The 15,108-nt window shown below is 46.9% G+C and carries 19 protein-coding genes; 12 read left to right on the top strand and 7 right to left on the bottom strand.

The features are described from left to right. Nucleotides 1-38: 38 nt before the first annotated feature. The 6 genes from ACX1CU_RS08260 to ACX1CU_RS08235 form a co-directional block, all read right to left on the bottom strand. Nucleotides 39-263 (bottom strand): TraR/DksA family transcriptional regulator, encoded by a 225-nt coding sequence (locus ACX1CU_RS08260; RefSeq protein WP_459402093.1) that lies wholly within the window; start codon nucleotides 261-263, stop codon nucleotides 39-41. Beyond that, nucleotides 263-499, bottom strand: coding sequence for a DUF2732 family protein (locus tag ACX1CU_RS08255; RefSeq protein ID WP_459402092.1), 237 nt, complete (start codon nucleotides 497-499; stop codon nucleotides 263-265). The genes ACX1CU_RS08260 and ACX1CU_RS08255 overlap by 1 nt, the downstream gene beginning before the upstream one ends. A 65-nt stretch (nucleotides 500-564) precedes the next feature. Continuing rightward, the gene (locus tag ACX1CU_RS08250) at nucleotides 565-867 is read right to left on the bottom strand and encodes a hypothetical protein (protein WP_459402091.1); all 303 of its coding nucleotides are present in this window, start codon (nucleotides 865-867) and stop codon (nucleotides 565-567) included. A gap of 11 nt (nucleotides 868-878) precedes the next feature. Then, on the bottom strand, nucleotides 879-1,058 hold the full coding sequence (locus tag ACX1CU_RS08245) for a phage filamentation protein Fil family protein (RefSeq protein WP_459402090.1): 180 nt from the start codon (nucleotides 1,056-1,058) through the stop codon (nucleotides 879-881). A 10-nt stretch (nucleotides 1,059-1,068) separates the two neighbouring features. After that, nucleotides 1,069-1,578: a phage regulatory CII family protein gene (locus tag ACX1CU_RS08240; protein ID WP_459402089.1), complete on the bottom strand. Its 510-nt coding sequence runs from the start codon at nucleotides 1,576-1,578 to the stop codon at nucleotides 1,069-1,071. Nucleotides 1,579-1,631: 53 nt separating this feature from the next. Next, a complete protein-coding gene (locus ACX1CU_RS08235; protein WP_459402088.1) occupies nucleotides 1,632-1,838 on the bottom strand; it encodes a MerR family transcriptional regulator in 207 nt (68 codons plus the stop codon). A 130-nt stretch (nucleotides 1,839-1,968) separates the two neighbouring features. Here ACX1CU_RS08235 and ACX1CU_RS08230 point away from each other — a divergent pair, with 130 nt between their 5' ends. From ACX1CU_RS08230 to ACX1CU_RS08205, 6 genes are all read left to right on the top strand, one after another. Beyond that, nucleotides 1,969-2,538: a phage repressor protein CI gene (locus ACX1CU_RS08230; protein WP_459402087.1), complete on the top strand. Its 570-nt coding sequence runs from the start codon at nucleotides 1,969-1,971 to the stop codon at nucleotides 2,536-2,538. 30 nt (nucleotides 2,539-2,568) lie between these two features. Continuing rightward, on the top strand, nucleotides 2,569-3,609 hold the full coding sequence (locus ACX1CU_RS08225) for a hypothetical protein (protein WP_459402086.1): 1,041 nt from the start codon (nucleotides 2,569-2,571) through the stop codon (nucleotides 3,607-3,609). Nucleotides 3,610-3,689: 80 nt separating this feature from the next. Then, nucleotides 3,690-4,724 carry a phage integrase gene (locus ACX1CU_RS08220; protein WP_459402085.1) on the top strand — a complete coding sequence of 345 codons (1,035 nt, stop codon included), beginning with the start codon at nucleotides 3,690-3,692 and terminating at the stop codon, nucleotides 4,722-4,724. A gap of 159 nt (nucleotides 4,725-4,883) precedes the next feature. Then, nucleotides 4,884-5,321 (top strand): ASCH domain-containing protein, encoded by a 438-nt coding sequence (locus tag ACX1CU_RS08215; protein WP_459402084.1) that lies wholly within the window; start codon nucleotides 4,884-4,886, stop codon nucleotides 5,319-5,321. A gap of 367 nt (nucleotides 5,322-5,688) precedes the next feature. Beyond that, on the top strand, nucleotides 5,689-5,877 hold the full coding sequence (locus tag ACX1CU_RS08210) for a DUF4762 family protein (RefSeq protein ID WP_459402083.1): 189 nt from the start codon (nucleotides 5,689-5,691) through the stop codon (nucleotides 5,875-5,877). 733 nt (nucleotides 5,878-6,610) lie between these two features. Further along, a complete protein-coding gene (locus ACX1CU_RS08205; protein WP_459402082.1) occupies nucleotides 6,611-7,378 on the top strand; it encodes a hypothetical protein in 768 nt (255 codons plus the stop codon). A 275-nt stretch (nucleotides 7,379-7,653) separates the two neighbouring features. Here ACX1CU_RS08205 and eco read toward each other — a convergent pair whose 3' ends face one another. Then, on the bottom strand, nucleotides 7,654-8,169 hold the full coding sequence (gene eco, locus ACX1CU_RS08200) for a serine protease inhibitor ecotin (RefSeq protein WP_459402081.1): 516 nt from the start codon (nucleotides 8,167-8,169) through the stop codon (nucleotides 7,654-7,656). A 170-nt stretch (nucleotides 8,170-8,339) separates the two neighbouring features. Here eco and ACX1CU_RS08195 point away from each other — a divergent pair, with 170 nt between their 5' ends. The 6 genes from ACX1CU_RS08195 to ACX1CU_RS08170 all read left to right on the top strand — a co-directional run bounded on the left by ACX1CU_RS08195 (nucleotide 8,340) and on the right by ACX1CU_RS08170 (nucleotide 15,079). Beyond that, entirely contained in the window at nucleotides 8,340-9,098 is a 759-nt protein-coding gene (locus ACX1CU_RS08195; protein ID WP_459402080.1) for a phosphatase PAP2 family protein, read from the top strand. A gap of 9 nt (nucleotides 9,099-9,107) precedes the next feature. Then, nucleotides 9,108-9,713, top strand: coding sequence for an undecaprenyl-diphosphate phosphatase (ybjG, locus tag ACX1CU_RS08190; protein ID WP_459402750.1), 606 nt, complete (start codon nucleotides 9,108-9,110; stop codon nucleotides 9,711-9,713). Between the two features lie 199 nt (nucleotides 9,714-9,912). After that, nucleotides 9,913-10,593 (top strand): deoxyribose-phosphate aldolase, encoded by a 681-nt coding sequence (deoC, locus tag ACX1CU_RS08185; RefSeq protein WP_459402079.1) that lies wholly within the window; start codon nucleotides 9,913-9,915, stop codon nucleotides 10,591-10,593. 83 nt (nucleotides 10,594-10,676) lie between these two features. Continuing rightward, on the top strand, nucleotides 10,677-11,441 hold the full coding sequence (gene deoR / locus ACX1CU_RS08180; RefSeq protein ID WP_459402078.1) for a DNA-binding transcriptional repressor DeoR: 765 nt from the start codon (nucleotides 10,677-10,679) through the stop codon (nucleotides 11,439-11,441). Between the two features lie 881 nt (nucleotides 11,442-12,322). Next, on the top strand, nucleotides 12,323-13,621 hold the full coding sequence (locus tag ACX1CU_RS08175; protein WP_459402077.1) for an HAAAP family serine/threonine permease: 1,299 nt from the start codon (nucleotides 12,323-12,325) through the stop codon (nucleotides 13,619-13,621). A 90-nt stretch (nucleotides 13,622-13,711) separates the two neighbouring features. Continuing rightward, complete coding sequence (locus tag ACX1CU_RS08170; protein ID WP_459402076.1) at nucleotides 13,712-15,079, top strand: L-serine ammonia-lyase; 1,368 nt, start codon at nucleotides 13,712-13,714, stop codon at nucleotides 15,077-15,079. The last annotated feature ends 29 nt before the right edge of the window (nucleotides 15,080-15,108 follow it).

Below are 15,108 nucleotides of genomic sequence, written 5' to 3'. Positions count from 1 at the left end.
GGCCATCAACAGCAAACCGACTGCAATGAGATAACCGGTCATGGATTCCTCGCAATATGACGGCGCTGTGCCTCGCGGATATGCTGGCAACTCACGCAGGTCTCGACGCCGAGAACCGCAACGCGGCGGGCTAACGGAATTGGGGCGTCGCAATCCTCACAGAAGAATGCCGAGGGCATCGTGGACGATGAGCGGGCGTTGGCGATCTGCGCTTCCAGGATCAGCGCCTGACGCTCTTGTGCGATATCCATAAGATCGGCCATCAGTGCAGCTCCTGCGCGCGATGCTCGATGGCTTCCGCCTCTTGGCGCAGCAACTCCACCGCCTCGACCGTGGTCAGGTCATTTTTTGTAATGTGCGCAGCCAGACGCACCAAGCGGGCGGCGGCCAGCTCCGCCTGATTTTTGCGTTCATCCAGACGGGCGGTATTCAGCAGCACGACAATCTTGTCCTGCTCCAGTTCATTGGTGCTATCCAGGCCGATACGTTGTTGATTCATTATGTTTATTCCTTATTTCAGGCAAAGCGATGCCCGGCGGGTTTACGCCAGAATGTCGCGGTGGGTTAATTGGTGTTTAATTCGCAATCATCATTACTGATAAATCGCGGTAAGGTTTTTGATAAATCAATCAGGTCATTCAGCGCCCAGATAATTTTCTGACGCTCGGTATAGCTCATTTCGGCAAACGTCATTTGCACATGGCGGGCTTTCAGCTCGGCATGAAAACAGAGTGTCTTGCGGATGTGCTCTGGCGATTTATCAAACGCCTCTTGTGCCAGATTCTTTTTATGTGCAAACAGTTCCCGTTTAATCTGGGAAATACGCTTGAGCGCGACAGTTTTTTGAGCTTCAGTTGCCAGTAACATATCAACCCCAATCAACGGCAGAACACGCGGTGCAACAGTGGTTTCTTGTGCGCCGATGACAACCCGCGCAACAAAGGAGCCTGACAGTGCGTTGGCCGCCAGCGTTTGCCGCTCGGCAGTTCCATAAAGCCATGCTCAAAATGGCGTGATGGGCTTTGGCGTTTTAACAGTGGTGCAATGGAGATAGGCATAACGTCCCCTTCAACTTAAGCCCGCGACAACACCCAGACCGCTGATCACATCAACGGTAGAGGCCAGTGCCGGGGTAGATTGGATGCGGTTTTGAACGGTCAACCCGATCAGTGACAGATGGCGGATCGCAGTATTGACGCTTTCCAGCAAAGCAGACTTGCGGGACTCTGATTTGTGGTCGCCCTCTACGGCAGCAGCAGCGACAGAACCCACAGCAGCAGTTGCTTTCAGTGCATAGGTTGGGATATTCGTCGCACACACCTCATTCACTGGCACAGAAGGCAAACAGTTCAACTGCGCCAACAGTGCATCAATCAGGCTTGAGTCCTCTGTAGCATCAGTAATCGCCAATAGCTCAGCACAACTCAGTTGGTGTGGTTGTTCTGGGTTTAGCTTGTTACGCAGCATCTGTGGTTTCATCTTGATCTGTTCAGCAACACGGACAAGATTTTGACGGATTGCGAATTGACGGCAGGCCATCTCAAAATGTGGATGTTTCGATATTTCAAAATCAAACATTTCTCTCCCCTTTTGCGTCTGGCAACATCCCAAACAGCCACTTAAAATTCACATTATGAGAGTGCATTCAAAGTAAGCTTCACCATGTTGATCAGCACTTTCTCCCGTTTTCCACCGGTTCCCAGGCGGTGACGGTATGAAGATAGGCGACCATCGGCCAACATATCGTCAACCGTATTTTTCGATAACCCTGTGAGTTCACAGTACTTTTCTATGGTTACGTGGGGCGTAGGCACCGTGATTGAAATGTTTTTATGCATAGTGCAAGATCCTCTGATGACCTGTGGCGGGTCGTGTTAAGTGGTGATAAGCGCCAAAATCTCTTATCGAGATTGAATTTACAATCTTGCATTAAGATGGTCAATGATTTTATCTCAAAAAGAGATTCAAATGATTAATCAGGATACAAAAGCTGTAATTGACAGAATGCTCCTTGCCTACGGTCTCAAGACAAAGCTGGCACTTTGCGAAGCACTTGATATCACCGCTAGCGCTTTAGCTAACAGACAACTGCGAAATGCGTTTCCTGCGGAGTACGTCCTAAAATGTGCCTTAGATACGGGAGCATCATTGCGGTGGCTAACATACGGACAAGGTGAGATGTTCGAGCAAACAGTGGTTTCAGCACCTAATGCTCTGGCTGTACCAAGTAAGAAACTGTTGGGAAGACAACTGCACGCTGGTGAGACACTGCTTCTTGATAAAGCTTTTTTACCGGAAGGAATTAAAAGCCCGCTTGTCTTGATAGACGGCTCAACTCAGTACATCGCCACTCAAACTTATGATGAAGTTTATGATGGTACTTGGCTTGTGGATATCGATGGCAATATAAGTATTCGGGAACTTGTAAGAATACCTGGAAATAAAGTGAATGTGTCCGATGAAAAGTCTTCATTTTGTTGTTTAGTAGAAGAGCTAAGTGTAGTTGCTAAGATTATAATTTGCTGCAGTCCGATATAAAAATAAAACTAGATAATGTAAGGATGAAAAATGTTTGAGTTTGCTAGCGAAAGAGCTTCAGAGCTCATGAAAATAGTAGATTACTCATGGAAAAACGATAAGTTATCCAAAAATGAGTTCAATTACTTAGTTAATAAATTAAAAGAGAACGATACTAACACCGTTGAAAGTCACTTATTAAGAAGAGGGTTAGATAAAAAAATAATTGAAGACCTACCACCGATAGAAAAAAAACACAAATCCCAATATAGTGCTGATTTATTCCCAAGAAACGAGCCCGATAACTATGCATACTTAGAACAACAAATAGATAGTTGGAGGAGTTTATCTCAAGAATTAGATGATAAAAATTCTATATTAAACAACGAATTAAAGAGAAGCATAAAAGCGCATAAAGATATAGTATATAAATATGACTCTGCTATTGATAAGCTCAAAGAGTTAGAAGAAAACCAAGAAAAAACAAGTGACAGAATAAAGATACTGACGACAGAAAACACTGAATTAAAAAATAAGTTTCAGCAAAAGCGAATAGATGAAAAAATCCCCGACTACGTCATTGATGTAAGTCAGAAACTTGATGATGCAGATATTTTCTTCACGAGAATGTCGAATTACTGGTCAATCGGCGGTATATTATTAGCAATATCTGCCGTTATTTCAGCATTCTGTACTTTTATTTATGGATTGGAAGCAATTTCAGATTTAACAAAACTCACACCAACATCAATTGCATATACATTTATCAGAGGTGGGCTGGGAATTGCCTTGCTTTCATGGATTTCATATATCTGTTTCTCAAACTCAAGAAATTATACACATGAGTCTATTTTAAGAAAGGATAGACAACATGCTCTAACATTTGGTCGCTTATTCTTGCAAATATATGGCTCAACAGCAACCAAGGAAGATGCTATCAATGTATTCAAAGATTGGAATATGTCTGGAGATACCGCATTCTCTAATAAGAGTAAAATGCCACCTAATCCACTAAAATACCTCGATTCATTCAGAAATGCTTTATTTAAACAAAATAATGTAAACAAAGACTCATCTAAAGCTACAGAATAATGTTTACTGTAACCAACATAAAACATTGACCACTGTAATTACATACAGTTAAATATGCCCCACTTAAAAGAGGGGTTACAATGGCAGTTCGGAAACAGACATCCGGTAAGTGGTTATGCGAGTGTTACCCTGCGGGTCGTACAGGCCGCAGGGTGCGTAAGCAGTTTGCAACAAAGGGTGAAGCAATCGCATTCGAGCGTTTCACCATGGAACAGGTGGACAACAAGCCATGGCTTGGTGAAGCAGTTGATCGCCGCAGCCTAAGTGATGTTGCCAAGCTCTGGTTTAACCTGCACGGCCAATCGCTAACGGCTGGCGAACGGACATACAAAAAGCTGTGCTTAGTCATTGAGGCGTTGGGCGATCCACCTGCAACCACCTTCAGTGCAAAAGACTTTGCTCACTATCGCGACAAGCGTCTATCTGGTGAAATTCACTTCTCTGATAAGTGGAAGAATGGCGCAGAGCCGGTCACTATTAACCTGGAACAAAGCTACCTGAGCGGTATGTTCAGCGAACTGGCGAGGCTTGGTGAGTGGAACCAGCCTAACCCGCTAGAGAACATGCGCAAGTTCACCGTTCCTGAAAAGGAAATGGCTTGGTTAACCCACGTACAAATCACAGAACTGCTCGCCGCCTGTAAGAAAAACAACGCTGATTTAGCGTTGATCGTTGAGGTGTGTCTTAGCACCGGGGCAAGATGGCGAGAAGCGGAAAACCTCACCCGCTCACAAGTCACGCCGCATAAAATTACGTTTGTTAGAACCAAAGGGAAAAAGAACCGCAGCGTGCCGATCAGCAAAGAACTTTATGAAAAGTTGCTCAAGTGCGGTGAGGGTCGTCTCTTCAGCGAGTGCTATTTTAAGTTTATGTCGGTCATCGAAGGCACCAGCATCGTGTTACCGAAAGGGCAGCTTACCCATGTATTGCGTCACACCTTCGCGGCTCACTTTATGATGTCTGGCGGTAACATATTGGTGCTGCAACGCATCCTCGGTCACCACGACATTAAGATGACTATGCGTTACGCTCATCTGGCACCAGAACACCTCGAAACTGCGCTACAGTTCAACCCACTGGCAACGATGCCGAGTGGCGACAAAGTGGCGGCGTAGGTAAGTAATCGTCGCATTTTATCACCCTTCACCATCCTAACAACCTGCTATAAAATCAATAAGTTATTGATTTTATTATTGTGGTGAGAAATGCGGGTTTTTTATTGCCTGAATTTTAGTTCCCTTTAAAAAATAAGTTACAATACAATAAATTACACGATGGAAAAGGATTCTCAAATGCCTGCACAGGCTACAATTGATTGCTTAACAGCAAAATACCCAAACGCCGTATCTTGGGCGTTTGGTGATTCACCGGAACTTGCCGATGAACTTGTCGCATTGGTGATACAAGGAAAAAAGACCGCAAGCTGTGGTTCTCTGAGTTCTTTTGAACAGGAAGATGGATCCCCTTCAATCGGTGGCTACAGCATCATTCTGAGCGGAGAAGGCCAACCGGTTTGCGTGGTAAGAACCCTGGTTCTACGCCTTGTGCGATTCTCCGAGATAACCGCAGAGCAGGCGAGTAAAGAGGGTGAAGGCGATCTAAGCCTGGATTACTGGCGAGCCGGGCATCAGGCTTTTTTCGAGCGTGAAGGCACCTATGCTGAAAATATGGAACTCGTCTTTGAAGAGTTTCAGCTTGTCGAAGTTTTGTAATGGATGCATTCCGAACGACTACGCATTCCACTGGAGTGTGTAGTCGAAAACCTGAATTACATTAATGTAAGCCTATTGTATCTGTTCGTGACACCCTCTTATTATTAATTTCCTACACGGCCACTTATAAACTGAAAGCATTACCCATAACCATTGTAGGACAATAGCGTTAATTAGCCGAGAAAACTCCGTAAATGATAAAAATAAGGCTTTAGTGATGACGCTGCAATCATTTATCTTTATAGTTAACCCGCCTTGAGGTGTATCTAAGCCTCTGTGCTATTAATACATAGAAAATGTATTAACTATGATTAACAATAGCAAGTTTTTAAGGCCATTTAAACTATTTAACCATAAGGATATCAGTATGAAAAAATTAAACGCATCAGAAGCTTCAACTGTTATTGGCGGGGCTGCCACCTGTTCTACCGCGATCGAAAAAAGTACGGTAGGTGATGCTATTGTCTGCACCGAAGTTACAACTTGCAAAACAACGGGTAAATACGGTAATAATGTTACAACCTCTAACGTTGTTATTGACTGCCTGCCAGAATAACCATCATTTCCTGTTGTAGTATTATGATTTGCACTTGAGTTAGCAAGTCATGTTACAAGGTGCAGAACTCATGTTCTGTGCCTTATTACTTAAGAACACCTTATTCTAACAATCATTTCAGAGCCCCAACTTAATTGTTAAGCTGTTACGGCGATAGTTTCTCAAACTCTCGTATTAAAATTAGCCATCAATAATTCTTTTTATAAAACACATCTATTCCCGCTACGGATACCATGGTTATTCACTGAATAAAGCCCCTAACAATCACCACTTATTTTAAGCATGCAATCCAGACACTCATACATAAGAGATACTAATGATTATCATATCACCTCCTCCAATGGCCTATTATAAATAGCCGTAAATCATTACGGTGACGAGGAACGCGTTTTTTCTGCTGCCTAAATTCGATGAGATTTAAAAGTAATTACTTATTAAATACGTTGAAGACACAACCCACTCGGCCGGTGCACTAAGACAGTTAGCAGATGGGATTCTCTCCGCACGACAAAACTTGTACTTTAGTGCCAATCTTGATCTGATTGCGCAACAGGTGCAGGAATCAGTCGGTGTGCTCTTGAGATAAAACGCCGTTCTCAGAGAAAAGCAGCAATATGATATAATGACGAAGAGAAACAAACAACAAACTTTATTTCCCAAGAAGAAAAACACTTATCAAGTCCTATATAATTCTATATTATGAAAACAGTACTCACTAATGAGGGGGTTAATAATGTTTGATTCTTTCACAACAGATGAAAGTAAAGCTTTGCTAATGTTTTTATTTGTTTGTCTGCTGATCACTAGAATGGGAGGTTTTGCGTTTTTATTTCAAATAATACTGAGAGTTTTAAGGGTGGATTTTCGTAGCGAAAAATTAAAAAAATATAATGACAACGCCTTTGATACGCAAATTTATCGACTTTTAAATGGAATCAATGTTGCCTGCGTGGATGATGCAAAGTTGATAGAGGAGAACATTGAAAGTGGTCGACTCCGGCGTACATCATTTTGGTTTACCGGTTTCTTTGGCCCTATGGGGCATAAAAAGATAATTGGCTTTGACTTTATTCTTGTTAGCTTTGTTTTTACTCTCAGCGTTATCCATGGTATTACCCTACTAACAAACACTATTTTAAATTATAAAATAGGATACGCCACCTTTAATTTAAAACATGAGAGACTGTATATCTCCACTGATGAAATATACAACAAAAATGCAGAGATAATAATAGATAAAAAGCATTGTAGCCAATATAAATATGCTCTATCAAATATTTATGACGAAGCTTGTGATTACATAACGCCAACATCAAAAGAAAAATCAAACGCATTGATTGATGCTATAGAAAATGAAAGAAAAAATGCCATTACATCCCTGCTTATTGGTTTAAGTTTCCTGTGTATGGCCATAACATTACTTCTTGGCTTTATTACATTCAACTCGTTAAATAAAGAGATATGTAACATTAAAGATAACGTTGCAAACAGTGTCACTTAGGCGATAAAAACAACTCTATCGACAAGGGTTGAACACTCACTTTCTCTGTTATTCCAAATACTTCTATACCCAAAATAATTCGAGTGGCTTGTAGGCGGCCAGTCCGAGAGTCGCCAGGAGCATAGATAACTATGTGACTGGTGCGAGCGGACGCAGCCAACACCCAAGCAACTTGAAGTATGAAGGGCATACACGCCCTAGACATAAAAAATCTGCCGGTCAATGCATACCGGCAGATTAGATTGATAAAAAAACACTTGGCAATGCTAACGGATTTATTTCACTACCGCGCGCCCAATAGTCTCACCGGCAGACCATATGCGGTAACGTACTTCAACCTCTTTCGGCACGTAAACCACGATCGGCAGCCTGCTGTTGTAACGCTGCATCGCTGCATCTCCCAAGTTAGCGGCAACAAACTCCTGCCGCTTGCTGTTATCCGGGCAGGCCATCATCGTGGATGCGGGTGCCGAAATTTTTGCCAGCACCAGATAGTCATAACCCCAACCGGCTAGCGTTCTGCTTTCCAAAGTGCCACCCATCATGTGCCGGTTACAGTCTACTTCCAGCGTTTTACCGATCAACAGTTCTACTTTGAAGTTCTGCTCATTCTCCTGTTTCGGCAGGTAAATTACCTGGCGGCTCATCCCCTTCTCTGCTTTTGGGAATGGCGCGACCTTTTCCAACGGTTGCAGGCTGAGATCGCCATTTTCGCTGGCTGCTGTTGCGGCAACCGCGCTGGCAGAGGCCACCATCAGCAGGCTGGTAAACGCAAAAGAAAGCTTATTCATTTTTTATCCCTATGATTCATGGCGTAATATTGAAGTACGTTAGCACGATATACAGATCCTGATTATAGGTTAAATCTGGATATCCTCCCGTTTTGCCAAGATCCCGCGTCATAGCCCATTAAGGTTTTCTTAAGCCGGAATTATTACAGTAGTGTTATTCTTTACCGCCAATGAGCTACCGCGTGAACACGTCGAAATCCTCAGAACCTTCATTAAATCAATCCTCAACAGCTATGCAGATTAAGACTGATGTCCTTTACTCCCTGCCAACATCCTTTTACCGTTGGCAGGTTTTTGGCTTGCTTGTGACCGGAATGGTATTGATCTGGTTATCACGTAATGAACAGTTGGACTGGGCGCTCAGTAATTACTGGTATGACGCCGCAAGCCACCGTTTTCCTTGGCAGAACAATTACTGGTTGGATCTGATCAATCACCGGCTCTTGAAGATCGGGGTTATCACCGGTGCAGTACTCGCGCTTTTTTGGGGTATTTATCGCCGCAATACGCGTTTGATCGTCACTATGTTACTGGTTGGTGTCGGGCCATTGGTTGTCGGTATGTTGAAAGCGGTCAGTGCCCATTCCTGCCCGTGGGATCTGCTGGAATACGGTGGCAAAGCCATGTCGTTTACGCTGTTTGGCACTACACCCGCTTTTCCAGGACCGGGCCGTTGTTTTCCTGGTGGTCATGCCTCCAGTGGTTTTGCCCTGATGGCGCTGTTCTTTCTGTTTTATCCGCAACGTCCGCGCCTCGCTTACTGGTGCTGGTTGGGCGGTATCGCCTGCGGCATGCTGATGGGGTTTGGTCAGATCATGCGCGGAGCTCATTTTCTTTCCCATAACCTGTGGGCTGGGTGGTGGGTCTGGTTCAGCCAACTGGCTGTCTATTGGTGGGTTAGCGGCTATTTCAGCCGCAAGACGAGGTAATACATCATGATGGATCAATTGAACTATCTTCTTTTCGCCTGGATCAATGCCACTCCGGCCAGCCCGGAATGGTTGATCGATCTTGCCACATTTTTTGCACGGGATCTGATCGCCATTATCCCGTTACTGATGGTCGCTTTGTGGTTCTGGGGGCCGCAGCAGCAATTACATTCGCAGCGAGAAGTGGTGGCCAAGGCGACAATTGCTCTGTTATTTGCCATGAGTGCCTCTGCCTCTATTGGTATGTTACTGCCACACGAACGGCCATTTGTGATCGGTGTCGGCTATACCTTCTTGGCGCACGCACCAAGCAGTTCTTTCCCCAGCAACCATGGCACCGCCATCTTCACTTTCGCGCTGGCGTTCCTGTGCTGGCACCGTACCTGGTCTGGTATTCTGCTGATGGTTGCTGCGGTAGCCATTGCCTGGTCACGCGTATTCCTTGGCGTTCATTGGCCGTTGGATATGGTTGGTGGCTTCCTTTTGGCGTTTGTGGGTTGCCTGTTCGCACAGCTGTTATGGAATCTGTTTGGTGAGGCGATCGCTAACCTGCTGACACGCCTGTATCGCTTCCTGTTTGCTTTCCCGATCAGCAAAGGATGGGTGAAAGAGTAATACCTCCACAGGCGGGGCCACGTGCCTCTGCCTGTCTCCGCTTTATCTCTCTCAACGTGAGTACAGGGCTGATGTTATTTAAATAACATTGGTGAGCTATCATCTCTCTAACCCCCAGTAACAGCAGCTATCAATCAGCAAAACTGAATGTTAGGATAATCACATTCAGCTATACGTTAACGACCTCAGAGGGATCACCATGACCACCGAACAGATTGACTATGCCCACTATATCGACCACACCCTTTTGGCGATGGATGCCACCGAAAGCCAAATAGCCAAACTGTGCGAAGAAGCACAATTGCATAACTTTTATGCAGTGTGCGTAAACTCCGGCTATGTTCCGCTGGCGGCGCACCTGTTGCAGGAAAGCGAAGTGAAAGTTTGCTCAGTCATCGGCTTCCCGCTGGGCGCAGGTCTGACCGTCACCAAGGCGTTCGAGGCCAAAGCGGCCATCGCAGCAGGCGCTCAGGAGATCGATATGGTCATCAACGTCGGTTGGTTGAAAAGCGGTCTGCTGGACGACGTACAAGCCGATATCGCCGCAGTGCGCGAGGTTTGTGCGGCAATTCCGTTGAAGGTTATCTTGGAAACCTGCCTGCTCAGCGATGAGCAAATCACGCAAGTATGTGAGATGTGCCGCGAACTTGACGTTGCTTTCGTTAAAACGTCTACGGGTTTCAGCACCGGCGGTGCGCGCGAAGAGCACGTCAAACTGATGCGTGCCACCGTAGGTAGTGAGATGGGCGTGAAAGCCTCTGGAGCGGTACGTGATCGTGCCACCGCCGGGAAAATGATCGCCGCTGGCGCTACGCGCATCGGCACCAGCTCAGGCGTGGCCATTGTTTCAGGCGACAGCGCCGTAGCCGGTAGTTACTGAACAACGACACCGAGATTGATGCGGGGTAGTGCTACTCGTGCGCCCCGCATTGTAGTGTGGAATGCTTAGCAACAGGAGAACAGATGGAAAAGCGGCGTGAAGATCGTATCAACCGGTTAATTCAGGCATTAAAGCGTTCCGACAAGATCCATCTAAAAGAAGCTGCCGCACTGTTAGGCGTCTCGGAAATGACCATTCGCCGCGATCTCAATGCTGAGCCTGCCGCCCTAGTTTTGCTTGGCGGCTACGTGGTAGCGGAACCGCGCAGCCATGGCGTAACCCACTATTTTGTCTCTGACCAACAGGCCAAACAGGTAGCTGAGAAACAGCGCATCGGCATGCTGGCCGCGCCATTGATCAATAAAAACGATACGGTATTCTTTGACTGTGGCACGACTACGCCAGCCATCATTAACGCGATTGCGGACGACCTGGCCTTCACCGCCGTATGCCATTCACTCAATACCTTTCTAGCATTGCAGGCTAAACCCAACTGCAAGGTGATCCTGTGTGGCGGCGAGTTCAAGCCGAACAACGCCATTTTTGCCACGGTTGGCCAGCATAATGAACTCGAACACATCTCCCCCAATATTGCCTTTATCTCTGCGGCGGGTATTAACCTGCAACAGGGCGCTACCTGCTTCAACTTTGACGAACTGGATATGAAGCACAAAGCCATAGCCATGGCGCAGCAAAAGATTCTGGTGGTGGATCACAGCAAATTTGGTCAAACCAGACCGGCCTGCATCGGCCCGCTGACACAGTTTGACCGGATCATTACCGATCGCAAACCTGAAAGCGAGTTCACCAAATTCTTCAGTGAGCAGGCGATCGCTATCCGATTTTAGCTCGCGCCTCGTGATTTTCTGTACGAATTAACAGCAATCAAACCTAAGAAATAGCTTATTATCCATAATTGCAGGTTAATGAATTGCAACAGCTTGCCGTGGTTATTATTTCGTACGAAATAAAATTGCCGCAAATTAAGTCAAATCCCCCCGGGTGAGAATATTATAATCCGATTTTAAACCGTGATATTCGCTTCACTGTTCTGCGTGAAATATCGGCAATCATCTTTATTTATATGACAAATAAATATGCGTTTTTACCCGCTCTAAATCTCAATTACTTGACTCTACAATCCAACCTTTATTTACATTAATTCCTTAATAAACAAAAAATTAAGCCAAGACAGCCCGTGCTTTAAGCACGCCAGATAAGATGAATATGACGTTCAACCAAGCCAAAGCAATACATTAAAGTATATCGCTAGACCTGAGATGATAAGCAGCTTTTTATCTGGCAAAACACCATACAATCCGGTTCAATCACACAGGATCACTTAGCGCACCTCCCGCATGAAATCTCTTACAACTGCGCAACATGTGCACGAAAAAACAATAAAAAAACGCCTAAATGCACAAATAACGCATTTGAGAGTGCGATCACGGTTGTTTCTGCTGTAAATCGTTATCTTGCCGCCAACAAAAATCGGCAGGCAACGATCTTCCGGCAGAAGTCACGGTTTCCAGCGATTAAACAGCAGAAAACCATTGAGCCAGTTATCCGGCAAATAATGCCAAGGGTAATTAGCATAATAAACAACCAGGGGTCGTCATATAACCTCATATCACTCTTTTCGCTGAAGAAAACTGATATTTCGCCAGCAGGTTTCATCCTTAAATTTTTCGTTTAAATTCAAATTAACGTGTTCACCTCGGAGATATTTATGGACACTACACAGACCGGCACTATCGCCTCTGCGGCTTCGGTTTCCAGCAGCACCTGGCGCAAATCTGACACCATGTGGATGTTGGGCCTGTATGGCACCGCCATCGGCGCAGGCGTGCTGTTCCTGCCCATCAACGCGGGTATCGGTGGTTTGATTCCTCTGATTATCATGGCCATTATCGCTTTCCCAATGACGTTCTTTGCCCACCGTGGCCTGTGCCGCTTCGTACTGTCAGGGAAAAACCCTGGCGAAAATATCACCGAAGTCGTAGAGGAACACTTTGGTATCAGCGCCGGGAAGCTGATCACCCTGCTCTACTTCTTCGCGATCTACCCTATCCTGCTGGTTTACAGCGTGGCGATCACCAACACCGTTGACAGCTTTATCACCCATCAGTTGGGGTTGGTCTCACCACCGCGCGCTGTTTTATCCCTGATCCTGATCGTTGGGCTGATGACCATCGTGCGCTTCGGCGAGCAGGCAATCGTCAAGACCATGAGCATCCTGGTATTCCCGTTTGTTGGCGTACTGATGATGCTGGCGCTGTACCTGATCCCTAACTGGAGCGGTGCCATCTTCGAGAACGTTTCTCTTGCAGGCTCTAGCAGCGGTTTGGGGCACGGCCTGGTGATCACGCTGTGGCTGGCGATCCCGGTGATGGTATTCTCCTTTAACCACTCACCGATCATCTCCGCTTTCGCAGTGGCAAAGCGTGAAGAGTATGGCGCGGGTGCCGAGAAAAAATGCTCACGTATTCTGGCTTACGCACACATCATGATGGTTCTGACGGTGATGTTCTTCGTCTTCAGTTGCGTATTAAGCCTCTCTCCGGCCGAGCTGGCCGAAGCCAAAGCACAGAACATCTCAATCCTGTCTTATCTGGCCAATCACTTTAACAACCCGATGATCGCCTATATCGCACCGGTGATCGCCTTTATCGCCATCACCAAATCGTTCCTGGGTCATTATCTGGGTGCCCGTGAAGGCTTTAACGGCATGATCATCAAATCCATGAAGAGCCGCGGCAAAACCATCAGCAGCAATAAGCTGAACCGTATCACCGCGATCTTCATGCTGGTGACCACCTGGATCGTCGCCACACTGAACCCAAGCATCCTGGGGATGATTGAGAACCTCGGTGGCCCAATCATCGCTATGCTGCTGTTCCTGATGCCGATGTACGCCATCCGTAAAGTTCCTGCCATGCGCAAGTACAGTGGGCACATCAGTAACGTATTCGTGGTCGTGATGGGGCTGATTGCCATTTCCGCCATCCTGTACACCCTGTTCGGTTAATCACGCTCAACCGGCGCTGTATGGCGCCGGTTTTTCGATGTCACCCTTTCTATTACTCAAGCCTGTAACCTGCAGAAGATGGTTAAGACTATGATCAGCGTTTTCGATATTTTCAAAATTGGTATCGGCCCATCCAGTTCCCATACCGTCGGCCCTATGAAGGCTGGCAAACAGTTTACCGACGATCTAATCACCCAAGGGCAACTGTACGACACCACGCGGGTAGTGGTTGATGTTTACGGCTCGTTGTCTCTGACCGGTAAAGGCCACCATACCGATATCGCGATTATCATGGGCCTGGCGGGGAATCTGCCGCATGACGTGGATATCGATAGCATGGCCGGTTTTATCCGCGACGTGGAACAGCGTGGCCGCCTGCCGTTGGCCAATGGCGAACACGAGGTGGATTTCCCACGTCAAGGTGGTATGAATTTCCACAGCAACAATTTGCCGCTGCATGAGAACGGCATGTGCATTAGTGCTTATGCTGGTGAGCAGTTGTTGCGCAGTAAAACCTACTACTCCACCGGCGGCGGTTTTATCGTTGATGAAGAACATTTCGGCCAACCAACCAGCAATGCCGTGTCAATTCCCTACCCTTATCGTTCCGCGCAAGATTTGCAACAGCACTGTAAGGAAACCGGGCTTTCGCTTTCTGGGCTGGTGATGCAAAACGAGCTGGCGCTGCGCAGTAAAGCCGAAATTGAAGCGCATTTTACCGAGGTGTGGCAGGTGATGCGCACCGGGATTGAGCGCGGGATGAATACCGAAGGTTTACTACCGGGCCCAATGAAGGTTCAGCGCCGCGCCGCAGCTTTGCGGCGTATTTTGGTGACCGGTGACAAAAATAATATCGATCCGATGAACGTGGTGGATTGGATCAATATGTTCGCTTTTGCGGTAAACGAAGAAAACGCCGCCGGCGGCCGTGTGGTGACCGCACCGACCAACGGTGCCTGCGGCATCATCCCCGCCGTATTAGCCTATTACGACCAGTTCATCCGCCCGGTCAACACCAACTCTTATAGCCGTTTCTTCCTGGCTTCCGGAGTGATTGGCACATTGTACAAGATGAATGCGTCGATCTCTGGGGCTGAAGTGGGTTGCCAAGGGGAAGTGGGCGTCGCCTGCTCCATGGCGGCGGCCGGACTGGCTGAACTGATGGGTGGCAGCCCGGCACAGGTGTGCATTGCCGCAGAAATCGCCATGGAACACCATCTGGGGCTAACCTGCGATCCGCTGGCCGGGCAAGTACAGGTGCCTTGCATCGAGCGTAACGCCATTTCTGCGGTGAAAGCCGTCAATGCCGCACGCATGGCGCTACGCCGCACCAGCGAACCACGCGTGTGCCTGGATAAGGTGATCGAAACCATGTATGAAACGGGCAAAGACATGAATGCCAAGTACCGTGAAACCTCACAGGGCGGCTTGGCGATCAAAGTGGTGGCGTGTCATTGATTTGAGCAGGGGCCACTCATATGGCCCCG

The organism is Serratia sp. D1N4 (genome assembly GCF_054552755.1).
This window is presented reverse-complemented; position numbering and strand designations above follow the sequence as displayed.

Coding starts and splice junctions, on each gene's coding strand:
- ACX1CU_RS08255 (WP_459402092.1), bottom strand. CDS start 499: ATGAATCAACAACGTATCGGCCTGGATAGCACCAATGAACTGGAGCAG.
- ACX1CU_RS08195 (WP_459402080.1), top strand. CDS start 8,340: ATGAGCTACCGCGTGAACACGTCGAAATCCTCAGAACCTTCATTAAAT.
- ACX1CU_RS08260 (WP_459402093.1), bottom strand. CDS start 263: ATGGCCGATCTTATGGATATCGCACAAGAGCGTCAGGCGCTGATCCTG.
- ACX1CU_RS08245 (WP_459402090.1), bottom strand. CDS start 1,058: ATGCCTATCTCCATTGCACCACTGTTAAAACGCCAAAGCCCATCACGC.
- ACX1CU_RS08250 (WP_459402091.1), bottom strand. CDS start 867: ATGTTACTGGCAACTGAAGCTCAAAAAACTGTCGCGCTCAAGCGTATT.
- ybjG (WP_459402750.1), top strand. CDS start 9,108: ATGGATCAATTGAACTATCTTCTTTTCGCCTGGATCAATGCCACTCCG.
- ACX1CU_RS08215 (WP_459402084.1), top strand. CDS start 4,884: ATGGAAAAGGATTCTCAAATGCCTGCACAGGCTACAATTGATTGCTTA.
- ACX1CU_RS08210 (WP_459402083.1), top strand. CDS start 5,689: ATGAAAAAATTAAACGCATCAGAAGCTTCAACTGTTATTGGCGGGGCT.
- ACX1CU_RS08175 (WP_459402077.1), top strand. CDS start 12,323: ATGGACACTACACAGACCGGCACTATCGCCTCTGCGGCTTCGGTTTCC.
- deoR (WP_459402078.1), top strand. CDS start 10,677: ATGGAAAAGCGGCGTGAAGATCGTATCAACCGGTTAATTCAGGCATTA.
- ACX1CU_RS08220 (WP_459402085.1), top strand. CDS start 3,690: ATGGCAGTTCGGAAACAGACATCCGGTAAGTGGTTATGCGAGTGTTAC.
- ACX1CU_RS08205 (WP_459402082.1), top strand. CDS start 6,611: ATGTTTGATTCTTTCACAACAGATGAAAGTAAAGCTTTGCTAATGTTT.
- ACX1CU_RS08240 (WP_459402089.1), bottom strand. CDS start 1,578: ATGTTTGATTTTGAAATATCGAAACATCCACATTTTGAGATGGCCTGC.
- ACX1CU_RS08230 (WP_459402087.1), top strand. CDS start 1,969: ATGATTAATCAGGATACAAAAGCTGTAATTGACAGAATGCTCCTTGCC.
- ACX1CU_RS08170 (WP_459402076.1), top strand. CDS start 13,712: ATGATCAGCGTTTTCGATATTTTCAAAATTGGTATCGGCCCATCCAGT.
- eco (WP_459402081.1), bottom strand. CDS start 8,169: ATGAATAAGCTTTCTTTTGCGTTTACCAGCCTGCTGATGGTGGCCTCT.
- ACX1CU_RS08225 (WP_459402086.1), top strand. CDS start 2,569: ATGTTTGAGTTTGCTAGCGAAAGAGCTTCAGAGCTCATGAAAATAGTA.
- deoC (WP_459402079.1), top strand. CDS start 9,913: ATGACCACCGAACAGATTGACTATGCCCACTATATCGACCACACCCTT.
- ACX1CU_RS08235 (WP_459402088.1), bottom strand. CDS start 1,838: ATGCATAAAAACATTTCAATCACGGTGCCTACGCCCCACGTAACCATA.